Below are 16,033 nucleotides of genomic sequence, written 5' to 3' on the forward strand. Positions count from 1 at the left end.
GTGGTGGCATGAGGCTGCCCTGTCCGATCTGCGGCGAGCGGGACCGCCGGGAGTTTTACTATGCCGGTCACGCGGTGGCGCTGGAACGCCCCGGTGAAGGCGCGGGCGCGAAGGCATGGGACGATTACGTGCACAACCGCGAGAACCCCTGTGGCGAGACGCGCGACCTGTGGTTTCACGAAAGCGGCTGCGGCGCGTGGCTCGTGGTGACGCGGGACACGGCCAGCCATGCGGTTCTGAGGGCGGTGCTGGCGGAAGAGGCGGCGCGATGAGGCTGGACGGTGACGGGCTGATCGACCGGTCACGGCCACTGGCTTTTACCTTCGATGGGCGGCAACACCTTGGGTTTGAGGGCGACACGTTGGCCTCGGCGCTGATGGGCGCGGGGGTCAAGGTGGTGGCGCGGTCGTTCAAGTATCACCGGCCGCGGGGCGTTTTCACTGCGGGCAGCGAGGAGCCCAATGCGTTAGTCACCCTGGGGCACGGTGCGGGGCAGGAGCCCAATGCGCGGGCCACGATGGTGGAGCTGTACGAAGGGTTGCAGGCGTTCGGGCAGAACGCGTGGCCGTCGGTTGAGTTCGACCTGATGGCGGTGAACGACCTCGGTGCGCCGTTCCTTGGCGCGGGGTTCTACTACAAGACCTTCATGTGGCCGAGGGCGTTCTGGGAGAAGGTCTACGAGCCGGTCATTCGCCGGGCAGCCGGGCTGGGCACCCTGTCGCGAAAGACGGGTCCGGAACGGTGGGAGCGCGCCTTTGCGCATTGCGACGTTCTGGTCATCGGCGCGGGACCTTCCGGGCTGATGGCCGCGATGACGGCGGCCGAGGCCGGGGCGGACGTGATCCTGGCCGAGGAGGACACGCGGGCGGGCGGACGGCTGAATGCCGAGGTCGAGGAGGTGGATGGGCAGGCAGGTCATGCCTGGGCCGAAGCGATGCGGGTGCGGCTGGCGGCTATGGGGAATGTGCGGGTGATGACGCGCACCGCGGTGGTGGGGGGCTATGATCAGGGCACATATGCTGCGCTGGAGCGTTTGGCGACTGAGGCGGATCGCGCGTTGAAGGGATGCTTCTGGCGGATCGTCGCCAAGCGGTCGGTTCTGGCGGCGGGGGCGATCGAACGGCCCGTGGCATTCGCCAACAACGACCGGCCCGGTGTTATGATGGCGGGCGCCCTGAGGGCCTATGTGAACCGTTGGCGGGTATGCCCCGGACGCCGCGTAGCGGTTTTCGCCAACAGCGATGCGGGACATCGAACGGCGCGGGACTTGAAGGCGGCGGGCGTTCATGTATCGGCGCTGATCGACGCGCGAGCGGATGCGGTCTGTGACCTCGACGTGCCGTTTTACGCGGGTGGGCAGGTCTGTGGCACCGTTGGGCGCAAGGGGGTGGAGGCCGTGCGCTTTCGGCAGGGCGACCGGATCGAGGCGGTGCAGGCCGACGTGCTGGCCATGTCGGGCGGGTGGAACCCGAGCGTGCACCTGAGCTGTCACATGGGCGGGCGGCCCGTGTGGGACGAAGGGCTGGCGGCGTTCCTGCCGCGCGAGGGGGCGGTGCCGGGGATGCGCTATGCGGGAGCGGCGATGGGGGCGTTCTCGACCCGCGGATGTCTGGAAAGCGGTGCTGCGGCGGGCAGGGCGGTGGTGGAGGACCTTGGGCTGCAAGCGGTTGAGGCGCCTGTGCCGGGGGCGGAAGACGGCACCTATGAGATCACGCCGTTTTGGCATGTTCCGGGCAAGGGCCGGTCATGGCTGGATTTCCAGAATGACGTCACGGTGAAGGACGTGACGCTGGCTGCGCAGGAGAATTTTACCTCGGTCGAGCACATGAAGCGCTACACCACCCAGGGCATGGCCCCGGACCAGGGCAAGAATTCCAACGTCGCGGCGCTGGCGGTCTTGGCCGACGCCACCGGGCGCGGGATCGCAGAGACCGGGACGACCACCTTTCGCCCGCCTTATGTGCCGGTGCCGATTGCCGCAATGGGCGCGGGGGCGAAAGGCAAGGGTTTCGCGCCGGAGCGGTTCACCACCTCGCACGCGGCCAGTGTCGCGCGCAACGCGCCGATGATCGAAGCGGGGCTGTGGTACCGGCCCAGCTATTTCCCAAAGGCGGGTGAAACGCACTGGCGGCAATCCTGCGACCGCGAGGTGCGGATGGTGCGCGACCACGTCGGCATCTGCGATGTCTCGACACTGGGAAAAATCGACGTGCAAGGGCCGGATGCGGCGGCGTTCCTCGATTTCCTGTACACCGGCATGATGTCGACGCTGAAGGTGGGGCGTGTGCGCTATGGCCTGATGCTGCGCGAGGACGGGCATGTCATGGATGACGGCACTTGCGCGCGCCTGGGCGACCGGCATTTTCTTGTCTCCACCACCACGGCGGCAGCGGGACAGGTGATGCGGCACATGGAGTTCGCTCACCAGGTGCTGCGGCCCGATCTGGATGTGCGCTTTGCCTCGGTTACCGAGCAATGGGCTCAGTTCGCGGTAGCCGGGCCGAAATCACGGACGCTGCTGGAGGAGGTGGTCGGGCAGGCGCTTGGCAACGAGGACTGGCCCTTCATGGCGTGCGGGGACGTGCGAACGGGTGGCATCGGGGCGCGGCTTTTCCGGATCTCGTTCTCGGGCGAGCTGGCCTATGAGATCGCGGTGCCGTCGCGATATGGCGCGGCGCTCTTTGATCTGCTGGTCGAGAAGGCCGAGGCGCGGGAGGGCGGTCCTTATGGTATGGAGGCGCTCAATGTCATGCGGATCGAGAAAGGGTTCATCACCCATGCCGAGATCCACGGGCGCACCACGGCGTTCGACATCGGGATGCAGGGCATGATGAGCGACAGGAAGGATTTCATCGGCAAGGCGATGGCGGCGCGGCCGGGATTGATGGACGAGGACCGGGCGCAGCTTGTGGGGCTGAAGCCGGTGGGCGCGGTGAAGGAACTGATCGCGGGGGCGCATCTTTTCGCTCCTGGCGCGGAGGCGGTGAGCGAGACCGACGAGGGCTACATCACTTCGGTGGCGTTTTCACCGATGCTGGGGCATGTGATCGGGCTCGGGTTTCTGGCACGGGGCCGGGCGCGGATCGGTGAGCATGTGCGGATGGTGGAGCATCTGAAAGGCTCGGCGACGCTGTGCGAGGTCGTTGCGCCGGGCGGTTTCGATCCCGAGGGAGGGCGGATGCGTGGGTGAGCTGACGGCGCAGAGCCCGATGGACGGAATGATGCCGACAAGGATCGGCGGTGTCGCGCTGCGCGAGGTCGACCTTGGCGCGCTGACACTTGTCATGCCCTATCGCGGCGCGGATGACGCGCTTTCGGGCGCGCTGGAGGCCGGGCATGGGCTGCGCTGGCCCGACGCGGGGCGAATGACAGGAACGACGGAGCGCGGTGTGATGTGGTTCGGGCGCACGCAGGCCCTGCTGATCGGTGTGGAGCCGGGTGAGGGACTGTCGGTTCATGCGGCGCTGGTGGATCAAAGCGATGCGTGGGCGGCTGTCGAGATCGAGGGCGACAGGGCCGCCGAGGCGCTGGCGCGGCTGACGCCGGTAGACCTGCGGACCGGGGTGTTCGGAGTGGGGCACACGGCGCGGACGGAAGTGGCGCATATGGCGGCCTCGCTGACGCGCACGGGTGAGGCGACGTTTCTTCTTATGGTCTTTCGGGCCTTTTCGCGGACGCTGGTGCATGAGCTTGGCACGGCGCTGGAAGGGGTTGCCGTGCGGGCGGCGCGTTGACAGAGTTGGGCCTGTACCGGGGGTGGCCGAAAGGACGGGCGATGTTTGGCAGGATATTGTGGATGGCCGGGGCGCTATGCCTCGCGGTGCCGATGTCGGTCGTGGCGGCGGTGGACAAGACGGTCATATGCACCGAGACCGCGAAGGTCGTCGGGATTGCCGCGGCCGAGCGAAAGGCCGGCAAGGACGCTGAGCGCATCAAGCGAGAGCTGACCAGCGGTGCCGCCAAGGTGGAGGCCCGGCTGACGCCCATGGTGCCGCCGCTGGTGGACTGGGTGTTCACGATCGACGCACAGGAAATGGGCAAGCCGGATGCGGCCCGCGTCGTGACAGAGCGCTATCGCGAAGGCTGTCTGGGGTTCCAGCCCTAAATCGTGCAAACCGCCTTGGCGCGGGCATTCGGTTGGACCATATTACAGGGATGAGCCTGCCACCCGGATTCCTTGACGAGCTGCGCACCCGCACCTCCCTCGTGCAGGTGGTGGGGCGCAAGGTCATGTGGGACAACCGCAAGTCCAACCAGGGCAAGGGCGACATGTGGGCACCTTGCCCTTTCCACCACGAAAAGACGGCCAGCTTTCACGTCGATGATCGCAAGGGCTATTACTATTGCTTCGGCTGTCACGCGAAGGGCGACGCCATTTCCTTTGTGCGCGAGACCGAGAACGTGGAGTTCATGGAGGCGGTAAAGATCCTGGCGCAAGAGGCCGGAATGACCGTGCCCGAGCGCGACCCTCAAGCCCAGGCCAAGGCCGACCGGCGCACGCAGCTGGTAGAGGTGATGGAGATGGCGGTGCGCCATTTCCGCCTGATGCTGAAGGCCGGGGCGGGGGGCGCGGCGCGCGACTACTTGGCGGGGCGCGGCCTGGATGAGGCGGCGCAGGACCGTTATGATATCGGGTTTGCTGCCGACGCGTGGAAGGATCTGTGGGACCACCTGACAGGCAAGGGCGTCGAGGACGACCTGATCCTGCGCTGCGGGCTGGCCAAGCCGAGCAACAAGGGCGGCAAGCCCTATGACACGTTCCGCAACAGGATCATGTTCCCGATCCGCGACCCGCGGGGGCGTTGCATCGCCTTCGGCGGGCGGGCGATGGATCCGGATGACAACGCGAAATACCTCAACAGCCCGGAAACCGAGCTTTTCGACAAGTCGCGCACGCTTTATCATCACGGCCCTGCACGTGAGGCGGCGGGCAAGGGGCAGCCGCTGATCGTGGCAGAGGGCTATATGGACGTGATCGCGCTGGCCGAGGCCGGGTTCGGCGCATCGGTGGCGCCCTTGGGCACAGCGGTGACAGAACACCAACTGGCCATGCTGTGGCGAATCGCGGACGAGCCGATCGTGGCGCTGGATGGCGACACGGCGGGGCTGCGCGCGGCCTACCGGGTGATCGACCTGTCGCTGCCGTTGCTGGAGGCGGGCAAGTCGCTGCGCTTCGTGCTGATGCCAGAGGGGCAAGACCCCGATGACCTCTTGCGGGCCGAGGGGGCGAGTGCCGTTCAGGCGCTGCTGGACAAGGCGATGCCGATGGTCGACCTGCTGTGGCAGCGCGAGACGGAAGGGCGCGATTTCGACAGTCCCGAGCGCAGGGCGGCGCTGGACAAGGCGCTGCGCGAGAAGATCATGACAATTCGCGACCCAAGCCTGCGCAGCCACTACGGACAGGCGATCAAGGACCTGCGCTGGCAGTTGTTCCGGCCGAAGCCCAAGAGCGGCGGCGGATTTGCGGCGCGGGATGGCAAGTGGCAGAAGATCGAGCCGGTGCGGGCGACGACGAAATCCTCGCTGCTGGTGGCGTCTGGAGATGCGGCGCAGACCCATCTGCGAGAGGCGGTGGTTCTGGCCACGCTGATCCGCAATCCTGAGATCCTGCCGGAGTTCGAGGTCGACCTGGATCGCCTGCAATGCGAGCCGCCGCATCACGGACAGATCCGCGATGCGCTTCTTTTTCATCAGCCCGGCGGCACCGGCACGCTGGAATCCGAATTGTCGGAAAGACTCGGCCTCAACGTGGTTGAAAAACTGTTGTCGCTGCCCCATGTCGCGTTAGTTCCTGCTGTGCGGCGCCCGGGGGATGCGGAGCTTGCCCGCATGACCGTTGGCGAAACACTGGCGAAGCTGGAGGCAGACCGCGGTTTGGCGGCTGAAATCCGGGAAGCCGAGCAGGACATTGCTGGTGTTGCCGATGAAGCCGTGACATGGCGGCTGAACGAGGCAGCACAGGCCCGTAACCGGGCATGGACCAGCCAGCAGGAAGACAAGACGGAATATGAGCGGGGCCAAAACGGTGCCCCGGTCAGCCGCGCAGAGAGAGAGCGATTCGATGCGTTGCTGGATCAGATCGGGTTCAACAAAGGGTCTGACGGGTAACGCTTTGAATGTTATCTTAAGCAATCAGGGGTTAAGGGTTTGCGAATCACCCCGTCGCCATGTTGATTCGGTTTAGCGAATCACCTTCACCCAGATGGGATCAGGAGAGCTGAATGGCCGCCAAGGACACCGACGACGATCAAAAGACCGAAGAACAGGACGCCGAAATCTCGCTCGATATGAGTCAGGCGGCCGTCAAGAAGATGATCGGCGAGGCGCGGGAACGCGGCTTCATTACCTATGACCAGTTGAACAAGGTCCTGCCGCCCGAACAGGTGTCGAGCGAGCAGATCGAGGACGTCATGTCGATGTTGTCCGAGATGGGCATCAACATCATCGAGGAAGAAGAAGCCGAGGAAGAAGAGCAGAAGACCACCGCCGTTGCCGAGATCGGCAAGAAGGGCGAGGTTGCGCTTGGCTCGGGCAAGGACGAAAAGCTCGACCGTACCGACGACCCGGTGCGCATGTACCTGCGCGAGATGGGGTCCGTGGAACTGCTGAGCCGCGAAGGCGAGATCGCGATCGCCAAGCGGATCGAGGCCGGGCGCAACACCATGATTTTGGGCCTGTGCGAAAGCCCACTTACCTTCCAGGCGATCACGATCTGGCGCGACGAGCTTTTGGGTGAGGACATCCTGCTGCGCGACGTGATCGACCTTGAGACGACGTTCGGCGACCAGATGGGCGACGGCGAGACCGACGAGCCCGTGGTCGAGGCCGCCAACATTGCCAGTGCCCCGAACGAAAAGTCCGAAGACAAGAGCGAGCCCGAGCTTGACGCGGACGGCAACCCTATCGCCAGCGACGACGATGAGGACGACGAAGAACAGGCCAACATGAGCCTCGCGGCTATGGAAGCCACGCTGAAGCCGCGCGTATTGGAAACGCTCGACAGGATTGCCTCGGATTACGAGAAACTGAGCGAGATGCAGGACAGCCGCATCTCGGCCACGCTGAACGAGGACGGGTCGTTCAGTGACAAACAGGAAAAGACCTACCAGAAGCTGCGGTCCGAGATCGTGGAACTGGTGAATTCGCTGCACCTTCACAACAACCGGATCGAGGCGCTGATCGACCAGCTTTATGGCATCAACCGCCGGATCATGCAGATCGACTCGGCCATGGTGAAGCTGGCCGACCAGGCGCGCATCAACCGCAAGGAATTCGTCGACGCGTATCGCGGCCGCGAGCTTGACCCCAACTGGCTTGAAGACATGGCCCAGAAAGAGGGGCGCGGCTGGAAGATGTTCATGGAGCGCAGCCCCGAGAAGGTGGAAGAACTGCGCGCCGACATGGCCCAGGTGGGCCAGTACGTGGGCCTCGACATCAGCGAGTTCCGCCGCATCGTGAATCAGGTGCAGAAGGGCGAGAAGGAAGCACGCCAGGCCAAGAAGGAAATGGTCGAGGCCAACCTGCGGCTCGTGATCTCGATCGCCAAAAAGTATACCAACCGGGGCCTGCAATTCCTGGACCTGATCCAGGAAGGCAATATCGGTCTGATGAAGGCCGTGGACAAGTTCGAGTATCGTCGTGGCTACAAGTTCTCGACCTATGCGACGTGGTGGATCCGCCAGGCCATTACCCGGTCGATCGCCGACCAGGCGCGCACGATCCGTATCCCGGTGCACATGATAGAGACGATCAACAAGCTGGTGCGCACGGGCCGCCAGATGCTGCACGAGATCGGCCGCGAGCCGACGCCGGAAGAGCTGGCCGAGAAGTTGCAAATGCCGCTTGAGAAGGTCCGCAAGGTGATGAAGATCGCCAAGGAGCCGATCAGCCTCGAGACGCCGATCGGCGACGAAGAGGACTCGCAGCTGGGCGATTTCATCGAGGACAAGAACGTGATCCTGCCGTTGGACTCGGCCATTCAGGACAATCTGAAGGAGACCACGACGCGGGTCCTGTCGAGCCTGACGCCGCGCGAGGAACGCGTGCTGCGGATGCGGTTCGGCATCGGGATGAATACGGATCACACGCTTGAGGAAGTGGGCCAGCAATTCTCGGTCACGCGCGAACGTATTCGCCAGATCGAGGCCAAGGCGCTTCGCAAGCTGAAGCATCCCAGCCGGTCGCGAAAGCTGCGGTCGTTCCTCGATCAGTAGGCCGTGAGGCTATTCACCCAATGACATTGAACGGCGCCGGAAGGCGTCGTTTTTCATTTGTTTTCTGTCATCGCCCAACAAAAGACCCCTTGGCCTCAACCAAGGGGTCTGCGCATTTCTTTCCACATCTGAACGGCTCTTTTCAACTAGAGCCAGCTTTCACGACGGATCAATCGTCAAGCAGAAACGTCACGGCGAGATTTACGCGGAATTCCGAGACGTTTCCGTTTGCAACCTTGACGTTCGAATCCTTTACCCATGCACCTTCGATGTTGCGCAGCGTTTTGGACGCGCGCTGAATGCCTTGCTTAACGGCATCATCAAAGCTGTCGGTCGAGGTTGCGGAAATTTCGGTCACTCTTGCGATAGACATTGCAGTCCTCCTTTCCCCGTCCATTCTTAAAACGTCTGGGGTTCCGCTCAGGTTCCTGCGTTTCCGGGGCTGGTGTCATCAGCACCGTGACGGTAAATCTCGAACATGCAGACGGAATTTGAAATCAAGACCCGCGGGCAGGGTCTTTATGACTTCACCCGAGATGTCACCGGCTGGATCGCCAGGCAGAACGTGCAACACGGGCTTTTGACGCTGTTTGTCCGCCACACCTCGGCCAGCCTGTTGATCCAGGAAAATGCGGATCCCGAGGTGCAGACCGATTTGCGGAATTATTTTGCGCGGCTGGTGCCGCCGACAAGCGATCCGTCCATGTCATATCTGACGCACACCTATGAAGGACCGGATGACATGCCCGCGCATATAAAGGCCGCCATGATGCCGGTGAGCCTGGCGATTCCCGTGAGCGACGGGCGGCTCGTACTAGGCACGTGGCAGGGTATTTACGTCTTCGAGCATCGAGATGCGCCGCACACCCGCAAAGTGGCGGCGCACCTGGCCTAAGTCAGGCCCGAGCCTCAGCCCGTGGGCATAACGACCATTTCTCGCACATCGGCGCGTTGGGGCTGGTCGAGGGCAAAGACCACGGCGCTGGCGATATCTTCGGGCTTCAACTTGTCGGGTTTGGCCTCGTCGAAGAACGGCGTGTCCACCATGCCGGGGCAGATCACGGTGCAACGGCCGCCCCATTCGCGCATTTCCTGGCTGAGGTTGCCGGCGAAGCCCTGAACGAACCACTTGGAGGCACCGTAGATCGAGCCGGGCAGATTGATCTTGCCCGCCACCGAGCCGGTGAGCACGGCGTGTCCCTTGGATTTTTGCAGATGCGGGAAAGCGGCTTTGATGGTGTAGAGCAGCCCGTTGATGTTGAGATCGAGCATCTTGCGCCACTCGTCGGGATCGCCGTTTTCAACGCCCGGCGTGTCGAGCCCGCGCCCGGCATTGGCGAACACGGCGTCGAGGCCACCGAAATGATCGGCGGCGCTGTCGATGGCGTTTTTCAGTTCTTTCATGTCCGTGACGTCGCCGGCCAAGGCAAGAGCGTGGTCGTCGCCAAGCTCCGATGCCAGTGCTTCGAGCTTGTCCTTGCTGCGGGCGAAGAGCGCGATGTTCCAGCCGGATTCGACGGCCTTGCGGGCCGTTTCAGCGCCGATGCCGGTTGAGGCGCCGGTGATAAAGAGTGTCTTGCGGGTCATGATGATCCTTTTGAGTTGGGTTTCTATCGTTCGCTGGAACGGCAACGAAACAATCCGGCAGGCGTTCCCCGGGCGCTTCGTCGCAGCAACAAAGGCCTAAAACAACGCTCGATGTTGCGACTGAATTTGCCCTCTACCCAAAACTTTGCGGCTGCCCTATAGTGGCTGTGGATAACTGGGCAATAGACCCATGACCATCAGAGGCAGAGAAGAAAAGGGGACCGGCCGATGCGCTGCCCGTTTTGCGGAAATATCGACACTCAAGTGAAGGACTCACGCCCCGCAGAGGATCACGTTTCGATCCGGCGGCGGCGGTTTTGCCCGGCCTGTGGTGGTCGGTTCACCACTTATGAACGCGTGCAATTGCGCGACCTGGTGGTCGTGAAAACGAACGGCCGGCGCGAGGATTTCGACCGCGACAAGCTGGAACGGTCGATCCGGATCGCCTTGCAGAAACGCCCGGTCGAGCCGGAGCGGGTGGAGCAGATGATTTCCGGCATAGTGCGACGGCTGGAAAGCCTTGGCGAGACGGATATTCCGTCAAAGACGGTAGGCGAGATCGTGATGGAAAGCCTGGCGCGGATCGACACCGTGGCCTATGTCCGCTTTGCCAGCGTTTACAAGAACTTCCAGGCGGCAGACGATTTCGACAAGTTCGTCAGCGAGTTGCGGCCGGGTGCTGTGGAAGAGCCCGGAGAGACGTGAGCTCGGACGACATCCGCTTTCTAAGGCTGGCATTGGGCCTTGGGCGTCGCGGGCTGGGCCGGACCTGGCCCAACCCTGCCGTGGGCTGCGTGATCGTCAAGGATGGGCGCATCGTGGGGCGCGGCACGACGGGCCTTGGCGGGCGGCCGCATGCCGAGCGTATCGCGCTTGAACAGGCCGGCGCGGCGGCCGAGGGGGCCACGGCCTATGTCAGCCTGGAGCCTTGCGCCCATCACGGACGGACACCACCCTGCACCGACGCCATCATAGCGGCCCGGATCGCACGTGTGGTGGTGGCCATTGGCGACCCCGATCCGAGGGTCTCGGGCCGGGGCTTTGCGGCGCTGCGTGAGGCCGGGATCACGGTCGAGATCGGAAATTGCGCGGCGGAGGCACAGTATGACCTTGGCGGGTTTCTGAGCCGGATGACGCGGGGGCGCCCTGAAGTGACGCTGAAACTGGCCACGTCGTTTGACGGGCGGATCGCCACCGCCAGCGGGCACAGCCAGTGGATCACCGGACCGCAGGCGCGGCGCTGGGTGCATGCTGCGCGGGCGCGTCACGACGCCGTCATGGTCGGCGCGGGTACGGCGCGCGCGGACGATCCATCGCTGACGGTGCGCGACATGGGGGTCGACCATCAGCCAGTGCGCGTGGTGGTGTCGCGCAGGCTGGATGTGCCGTTGATGTCGGTGCTGGCGCGGACAGCATCGGAGGTGCCGGTCTGGATGTGCCACGGCCCCGATGCGGATGCCGCGCTGGTCGAGGCTTGGCGGGGGCTTGGCGCCGAGATGGTGCCCTGCGGATTATCGGGACGGCAGCTGGATATGGGCTCTGTCCTGAACCAGCTGGGGCGGCGTGGGCTGACCCGGGTTTTCTGCGAAGGCGGCGGGGCGCTGTCGGCATCGCTCTTGGCGGAAGGGCTGGTAGATCGGATGGCCGGGATCACGGCAGGATTTGCGATGGGGGCCGAGGGCCTTCCGGGGATTGGAGCGCTGGGGCTTGATCGGCTGGACGGGGCGAGGCGCTTCGACCTTGTCGAACAAAAGGCGTTGGGTGAAGATGTTTTGCACGTCTGGGTTGCAGGACAGATGGCCCTGGGCCTATAGAATGAAGGCGGTCCGGCGAAGGAGGGGCCGGGAATGATCAGGGGAACATGCGCAGCAATTGTGATGCTCTGGCTTTGGGTCGGGGCCGCTTTCGCGCAGGCCGCATTCGACGAAGCGGTGGCGCTTTGGCTTTCGGGCGACGATTCCCAGAGCCTGCCGCTTCTGGCGCAGCTGGCCCGCGAAGGGCACAGCGATGCGCGTATCCTGCTGGCCCGGATCGAGACGATGGATCGCGGTCCGTCGCCCTATCGCATGGGGTTGGAGCCGGATGCGCGCCGGACGCTTTTTCGCGATATGTCGGGCAAGACCCGGTTTGGGCGCAGCTGGCTGGCGGTAGAGGCAAGCGAAGGCAACCGGCTTGCCGAGATGTTCCTGCGTTCGCGTAAGCCGTTCCTGCAATTGCAGACGCATTTCGCGCTGTGGCAGGCAGGCGAGCGGCAGGCCACGGATTATCCTACGCGGATCGCGGCGCTCTATGGGTCGCGTGCCATGCGCGAGAAACTGGTGGCCAGCGAGACGATCCTGCCCGAGATGCGCCCGTACCTTGCCTTTCTCGCCGACACGCCCGAGCCGCAGGCCGATGGCATGGCGGCGTTGCGCCACATGCTGTCGCTGGGACCCGAAGTGATCAGCGCGGACGACCCGGAGACGCTGGGCATGGCGCAGTTTCTGGCATTGGGTTTTGGTTTCGGGGACATGAGCGCTGGAAACAGGTGGCGGAAGCCGATCGAGGACTGGGTGCTGCGCGACCTGTCGGCGCGCCCGATCTCCGATCTGTGCCGCGCGGAATGCCCGAACCAGGTTGGCGCCTGCGGGGTGGCGCTTTTGGCGCTGACAGGCGGGTTCTACGAGGTGTCGCGGCTCGACAGCCCGTATGAAAAGGTGATCCCGCAGGAGCAGTTTCTGAACAGTGCGCGGGCGCGGATCATGACCCTGCGCCGCGCTGCGCTGGCCCGAGACGAGCCAAACCAGAAATACCTTTCGGACCGGCCCGGCATGTCGCGCCTGTCAAGCTGTGCCGCGGTGCTGGTCCTGCGCGAGCGGGCCGCTTACAAGCGGATCCGCTGAGCGCGCGCCGTCAATCGAAAGTGATGTCGAAGAGTGCGCCTCGCTTGGATGGCAGCAGCGCGATGTCACCCCCGGCGGCGCCGAGCATGGTGCGCACGATGGCCAGCCCCATTCCGGTGCCTCCCGTGGCGCGGCGGGTCGTGAAGAACGGCTCGAAAATGCGGGCGCGGTTGCCTTCGGCGATGCCGGGCCCGTCATCCTGCACGGTAAAGCCGTTCTCGGTGCCGGTAACCTTTAGCTGCCGGGCTCCATGCGCCGCGGCGTTTTGGGAAAGGTGGGTCAGGATGGCGTGCAGAGCGTCTGGGTCCAGCGGTACGGCGCGGTCGTGGTGCAGGTCGAGCGCCACGCCCGCTTCCACCTTGTTCAGCGCTACGGAGAGCTGCGTCGGGCCATGCCCCAGCGGATCGCGCGCTTTGGCAAGCCGGCGCAACGCATCCAGAAGAACCTGCATCTTCAGGGCCGAGGTGCGGATCGTCTCGGTCAGCTTGGCGCGGTCCTCGGGCGAGGTGTCGTCTTCGAGCAGTTCCGTGGCACCGATCAGGCTGGTGAGCGGCGACTTGAGCTCGTGGGTGACGTGGTTGGTATAGGCGCGCAGGCCGGCCTCCCGGTCCTGAAGGGTGCTGCCCATGTCGAGCACAGCCTGGCCTAGAGCGGTCAGTTCCGGGGTGCCGAAATGCCGGGGAAGAGGAGCGTCGTCGCGCCCGTCTTTCACCGCCTTTGCATGGGCGGTCAGCGCGTAGACCGGTCGCAGCACAAGCCGCCACAGAAGGAACGCCAGCAGTAGGGTCGTGACCACGGCCAGCGTGCCGATCAGCAGGGTGGTCTCGCCCCATCCGAGGATAAAGCCCGCAACCTTGAAATAGCCGATGGCGATGACCGGAAGCACCAGCACCGCCGAGAGTGTGCCCCCGATCACAAGGGCCAAGGGCGGCCGCCATTTCTGGCGGATGCGCTGCTTTACGCCGCCTGGCATGCGCCCATCCGGATCCCGACCCCGTGCACTGTTTCGATGGCGTCGACGCATCCCGCCTCGGCCAGCTTGGCGCGCAGGTTGCGCAGGTGGCTGTCGAGGGTGCGGTCCGATACGTGGATGGTCGGCCCGTAGACCGCATCGGTCAGTTGGGCCTTGGTGGCCACGTGATCGGGGCGGGTCATGAGGTGTTCCAGCAGCGACATCTCGCGGGCGGTCAGCGCGACGGTTTGGGTGCCGAAGCTGCACAGGTGCCGCTCGGGGTCGAGGCGAAGGGCGCCGTGGCTGAGCGGCTGGGTCATGCCGGTGACCGGGCCTTGTTCTGTGCGTTTGAGGATGGCGCGGATGCGGGCCACCAGTTCGCGCGGCGAGAAGGGTTTGGTCACGTAGTCGTCGCCGCCCAGCTCAAAACCGAGGACCCGGTCGATTTCTTCGTCGCGGGCGGTCAGGAAAAGCACGGGCGTGTCGTGGTCGGCGCGCAAGCGGCGGCACATTTCGAGCCCGTCCATCTCGGGCAGGCCGATATCCAGCACGATGAGGTTGGCCTTGCCGCTGCGGGCCTTGGCCAGCCCCTCGGCCCCGTCGCCGGCCTCGGCCACGTCGTGTCCGGCCTTTTTCAGGGCGATGCGCAGCACATCGCGGATCTGGGGGTCGTCGTCGACGATCAGGATATGGCTCATTCTTCGATCCGCAGGCGTACTGTTTCGGGCATGAAGCTAGGCGATTGGCCGGGTTTGGAAAAGCCCTGTCGTTCCGGTGAAGTCGCGTAGGTTGTGCCCGACACCGCGAGGCCCGACAGGATGGCGAGGCCAAGCGCGAGAAGCAGGGCGCGGCGGTGCCGGGATCGGGCGCGGTGAACGCGAGGTTCGAATAGGAAGGCGTGTCGCATTGGGATTTCCTCTGGGTGCGAATATGAGGTTGGTGAAGGTAGTTTAGGGCAGAGATGTGCACCGGTTGGCGGCGCGGTTGTGCAGGTATCGTGCAGGCGCGCCCGCGCCCGGCTGCGGCTTGCCAAGGAGCGGCGTGCATGCGACGCTTCGCGGGTGATTTTCCATGCTTGAACGGTGGCCATGACGATCCGGACAGAGACCGCGCAGACGCACCTGCCGCAGACGCTGGAGCCGCGCAACGCGGGCGCGCCGCTGGACCTCGACCAGGTGGCGGCGGTTGCGGTGAACACCTCGGCGGTCGAGCGGCGGGCGGGCACGCTGCCGGGGCGTCGGACGGTCAAGAAGGAGTACCAGGCGGCGTGGTTGTGCCGGGCCATCAGCTGCATCGATCTGACGACGCTAGCAGGCGACGACACCGCGGGGCGCGTCGCGCGGCTCTGCGCCAAGGCGCGCCAGCCGGTGCGCACTGACCTGCTGGACGCCCTGGGGATGGAAGGGCTGACCGTGGGCGCGGTCTGTGTCTATCACGATATGGTCGCGCCGGCCCGCAGGGCGCTGGAGGGCAGCGGAATTCCGGTGGCCGCCGTCTCGACCGGGTTTCCGGCGGGCCTGTCGCCGTTTCACCTGCGGTTGGCCGAGATCGAGGCGAGCGTGGCGGAAGGTGCCGACGAGATCGACATCGTGATCTCGCGCCGGCATGTGCTGACAGGCGATTGGCAGGCGCTTTACGACGAGATGCAGGCCTTTCGCTCCGCTTGTGGCAACGCACATGTCAAGGCGATCCTGGCCACCGGGGAACTAGGTAGCCTGCGCAATGTGGCGCGGGCGTCGCTGGTCTGCATGATGGCGGGGGCGGATTTCATCAAAACCTCGACCGGCAAGGAGAGCGTGAACGCGACGCTGCCGGTGACGCTTGTAATGCTGCGGGCGATCCGGGCCTATCACGCGGCGACCGGTTACCGGGTGGGTTACAAGCCCGCGGGGGGCATCTCGAAGGCGAAGGAGGCGCTGGTGTACCTGTCGATGATCAAGGAAGAGCTGGGAGGTCGGTGGCTGCGGCCTGATCTGTTCCGTTTTGGCGCGTCGAGCCTGCTGGGCGATATCGAACGGCAGTTGGAACATCATGTCACCGGGCGGTATTCGGCGGGGTGGCGACATGGCTTGGGGTAAGCGGATGGATTTGAGTGTTTCGGGAACGATGAAGCCATGACCGTCAAGGAAATCTTCGAAAGCATGGAGTATGGGCCCGCGCCGGAAAGCGCCGCCGATGCCTATGCCTGGCTGGTGGACCAGGGTGACCGGTTCGGGCATTTCATCGATGGGGCGTTCACCGCGCCGGGTGAGGGGTTCGAAGCGAAGAACCCGGCCACGGGCGAAGTTCTGGCGCTGCTGAGCCAGGCCAGCGCGGAGGACGTGGTCGGTGGCCTGCTGGACGAGACGGAACTGCGCAAGGCGCTGACGGCCGCGCTGTTGTCGGCCGGCGTCCTGGTA

16 protein-coding genes and 1 pseudogene are annotated in these 16,033 nt (G+C 64.7%); 12 read left to right on the forward strand and 5 right to left on the reverse strand.

Annotated elements, in window-relative coordinates; translation table 11 throughout:
• Positions 1–8 precede the first annotated feature (8 nt).
• The 6 genes from RBB18_RS18150 to rpoD all read left to right on the forward strand — a co-directional run bounded on the left by RBB18_RS18150 (position 9) and on the right by rpoD (position 8,213).
• The gene (locus RBB18_RS18150) at positions 9–272 is read left to right on the forward strand and encodes a sarcosine oxidase subunit delta (RefSeq protein WP_306111581.1); all 264 of its coding nucleotides are present in this window, start codon (positions 9–11) and stop codon (positions 270–272) included.
• Positions 269–3,190, forward strand: coding sequence for a sarcosine oxidase subunit alpha family protein (locus tag RBB18_RS18155; RefSeq protein ID WP_306111582.1), 2,922 nt, complete (start codon positions 269–271; stop codon positions 3,188–3,190). Before RBB18_RS18150 ends, RBB18_RS18155 begins: the two co-directional genes overlap by 4 nt.
• Positions 3,183–3,734: a sarcosine oxidase subunit gamma gene (locus RBB18_RS18160; protein WP_103764384.1), complete on the forward strand. Its 552-nt coding sequence runs from the start codon at positions 3,183–3,185 to the stop codon at positions 3,732–3,734. The genes RBB18_RS18155 and RBB18_RS18160 overlap by 8 nt, the downstream gene beginning before the upstream one ends.
• 41 nt (positions 3,735–3,775) lie before the next feature.
• Positions 3,776–4,105 (forward strand): hypothetical protein, encoded by a 330-nt coding sequence (locus tag RBB18_RS18165; RefSeq protein WP_146050063.1) that lies wholly within the window; start codon positions 3,776–3,778, stop codon positions 4,103–4,105.
• A gap of 50 nt (positions 4,106–4,155) precedes the next feature.
• Positions 4,156–6,108: a DNA primase gene (gene dnaG, locus RBB18_RS18170; RefSeq protein ID WP_274593511.1), complete on the forward strand. Its 1,953-nt coding sequence runs from the start codon at positions 4,156–4,158 to the stop codon at positions 6,106–6,108.
• A 113-nt stretch (positions 6,109–6,221) separates the two neighbouring features.
• Complete coding sequence (gene rpoD, locus RBB18_RS18175; protein ID WP_103764381.1) at positions 6,222–8,213, forward strand: RNA polymerase sigma factor RpoD; 1,992 nt, start codon at positions 6,222–6,224, stop codon at positions 8,211–8,213.
• A gap of 169 nt (positions 8,214–8,382) precedes the next feature.
• Here rpoD and RBB18_RS18180 read toward each other — a convergent pair whose 3' ends face one another.
• Positions 8,383–8,586 (reverse strand): dodecin family protein, encoded by a 204-nt coding sequence (locus RBB18_RS18180; protein ID WP_103764380.1) that lies wholly within the window; start codon positions 8,584–8,586, stop codon positions 8,383–8,385.
• Between the two features lie 105 nt (positions 8,587–8,691).
• Here RBB18_RS18180 and RBB18_RS18185 point away from each other — a divergent pair, with 105 nt between their 5' ends.
• Positions 8,692–9,108, forward strand: a complete 417-nt coding sequence (locus RBB18_RS18185) for a secondary thiamine-phosphate synthase enzyme YjbQ (RefSeq protein WP_306111583.1) — start codon at positions 8,692–8,694, stop codon at positions 9,106–9,108.
• A 14-nt stretch (positions 9,109–9,122) separates the two neighbouring features.
• Here the strand turns inward: RBB18_RS18185 and RBB18_RS18190 are convergent, their stop codons facing one another.
• Positions 9,123–9,800, reverse strand: coding sequence for an SDR family oxidoreductase (locus RBB18_RS18190; protein WP_306111584.1), 678 nt, complete (start codon positions 9,798–9,800; stop codon positions 9,123–9,125).
• A gap of 228 nt (positions 9,801–10,028) precedes the next feature.
• On the opposite strand from RBB18_RS18190, the gene nrdR reads away from it, so the two are divergent.
• The 3 genes from nrdR to RBB18_RS18205 are packed head-to-tail and all read left to right on the forward strand — an operon-like array spanning position 10,029 to position 12,682.
• Positions 10,029–10,505 (forward strand): transcriptional regulator NrdR, encoded by a 477-nt coding sequence (nrdR, locus tag RBB18_RS18195; RefSeq protein WP_103764377.1) that lies wholly within the window; start codon positions 10,029–10,031, stop codon positions 10,503–10,505.
• Positions 10,502–11,614, forward strand: coding sequence for a bifunctional diaminohydroxyphosphoribosylaminopyrimidine deaminase/5-amino-6-(5-phosphoribosylamino)uracil reductase RibD (gene ribD / locus RBB18_RS18200; RefSeq protein WP_103764376.1), 1,113 nt, complete (start codon positions 10,502–10,504; stop codon positions 11,612–11,614). The genes nrdR and ribD overlap by 4 nt, the downstream gene beginning before the upstream one ends.
• Before the next feature lie 33 nt (positions 11,615–11,647).
• Entirely contained in the window at positions 11,648–12,682 is a 1,035-nt protein-coding gene (locus RBB18_RS18205; protein ID WP_103764375.1) for a hypothetical protein, read from the forward strand.
• Positions 12,683–12,692: 10 nt separating this feature from the next.
• Here RBB18_RS18205 and RBB18_RS18210 read toward each other — a convergent pair whose 3' ends face one another.
• The 3 genes from RBB18_RS18210 to RBB18_RS18220 are packed head-to-tail and all read right to left on the reverse strand — an operon-like array spanning position 12,693 to position 14,541.
• Positions 12,693–13,655, reverse strand: a complete 963-nt coding sequence (locus RBB18_RS18210) for a sensor histidine kinase KdpD (RefSeq protein ID WP_103764374.1) — start codon at positions 13,653–13,655, stop codon at positions 12,693–12,695.
• Positions 13,640–14,332 (reverse strand): response regulator transcription factor, encoded by a 693-nt coding sequence (locus RBB18_RS18215; RefSeq protein ID WP_103764373.1) that lies wholly within the window; start codon positions 14,330–14,332, stop codon positions 13,640–13,642. Before RBB18_RS18215 ends, RBB18_RS18210 begins: the two co-directional genes overlap by 16 nt.
• Positions 14,329–14,541 (reverse strand): hypothetical protein, encoded by a 213-nt coding sequence (locus tag RBB18_RS18220; protein ID WP_146050062.1) that lies wholly within the window; start codon positions 14,539–14,541, stop codon positions 14,329–14,331. Before RBB18_RS18220 ends, RBB18_RS18215 begins: the two co-directional genes overlap by 4 nt.
• 181 nt (positions 14,542–14,722) lie before the next feature.
• Here RBB18_RS18220 and deoC point away from each other — a divergent pair, with 181 nt between their 5' ends.
• Complete coding sequence (gene deoC, locus RBB18_RS18225) at positions 14,723–15,712, forward strand: deoxyribose-phosphate aldolase (protein WP_103764372.1); 990 nt, start codon at positions 14,723–14,725, stop codon at positions 15,710–15,712.
• 36 nt (positions 15,713–15,748) lie between these two features.
• A pseudogene (locus RBB18_RS18230) lies at positions 15,749–16,033 on the forward strand (hypothetical protein); the annotation flags it as partial.

This window comes from Roseovarius sp. MMSF_3298, assembly GCF_030733705.1.
In the GTDB taxonomy this organism is placed as follows: domain Bacteria; phylum Pseudomonadota; class Alphaproteobacteria; order Rhodobacterales; family Rhodobacteraceae; genus Roseovarius; species Roseovarius confluentis.

Excerpts from the sequence above, each read along its gene's own strand:
- RBB18_RS18150 (WP_306111581.1), top strand. The coding sequence starts at position 9 with ATGAGGCTGCCCTGTCCGATCTGCGGCGAGCGGGACCGCCGGGAGTTT.
- RBB18_RS18155 (WP_306111582.1), top strand. The coding sequence starts at position 269 with ATGAGGCTGGACGGTGACGGGCTGATCGACCGGTCACGGCCACTGGCT.
- RBB18_RS18165 (WP_146050063.1), top strand. The coding sequence starts at position 3,776 with ATGTTTGGCAGGATATTGTGGATGGCCGGGGCGCTATGCCTCGCGGTG.
- dnaG (WP_274593511.1), top strand. The coding sequence starts at position 4,156 with ATGAGCCTGCCACCCGGATTCCTTGACGAGCTGCGCACCCGCACCTCC.
- rpoD (WP_103764381.1), top strand. The coding sequence starts at position 6,222 with ATGGCCGCCAAGGACACCGACGACGATCAAAAGACCGAAGAACAGGAC.
- RBB18_RS18180 (WP_103764380.1), bottom strand. The coding sequence starts at position 8,586 with ATGTCTATCGCAAGAGTGACCGAAATTTCCGCAACCTCGACCGACAGC.
- RBB18_RS18185 (WP_306111583.1), top strand. The coding sequence starts at position 8,692 with ATGCAGACGGAATTTGAAATCAAGACCCGCGGGCAGGGTCTTTATGAC.
- RBB18_RS18190 (WP_306111584.1), bottom strand. The coding sequence starts at position 9,800 with ATGACCCGCAAGACACTCTTTATCACCGGCGCCTCAACCGGCATCGGC.
- nrdR (WP_103764377.1), top strand. The coding sequence starts at position 10,029 with ATGCGCTGCCCGTTTTGCGGAAATATCGACACTCAAGTGAAGGACTCA.
- RBB18_RS18205 (WP_103764375.1), top strand. The coding sequence starts at position 11,648 with ATGATCAGGGGAACATGCGCAGCAATTGTGATGCTCTGGCTTTGGGTC.
- RBB18_RS18210 (WP_103764374.1), bottom strand. The coding sequence starts at position 13,655 with ATGCCAGGCGGCGTAAAGCAGCGCATCCGCCAGAAATGGCGGCCGCCC.
- RBB18_RS18215 (WP_103764373.1), bottom strand. The coding sequence starts at position 14,332 with ATGAGCCATATCCTGATCGTCGACGACGACCCCCAGATCCGCGATGTG.
- RBB18_RS18220 (WP_146050062.1), bottom strand. The coding sequence starts at position 14,541 with ATGCGACACGCCTTCCTATTCGAACCTCGCGTTCACCGCGCCCGATCC.
- deoC (WP_103764372.1), top strand. The coding sequence starts at position 14,723 with ATGACGATCCGGACAGAGACCGCGCAGACGCACCTGCCGCAGACGCTG.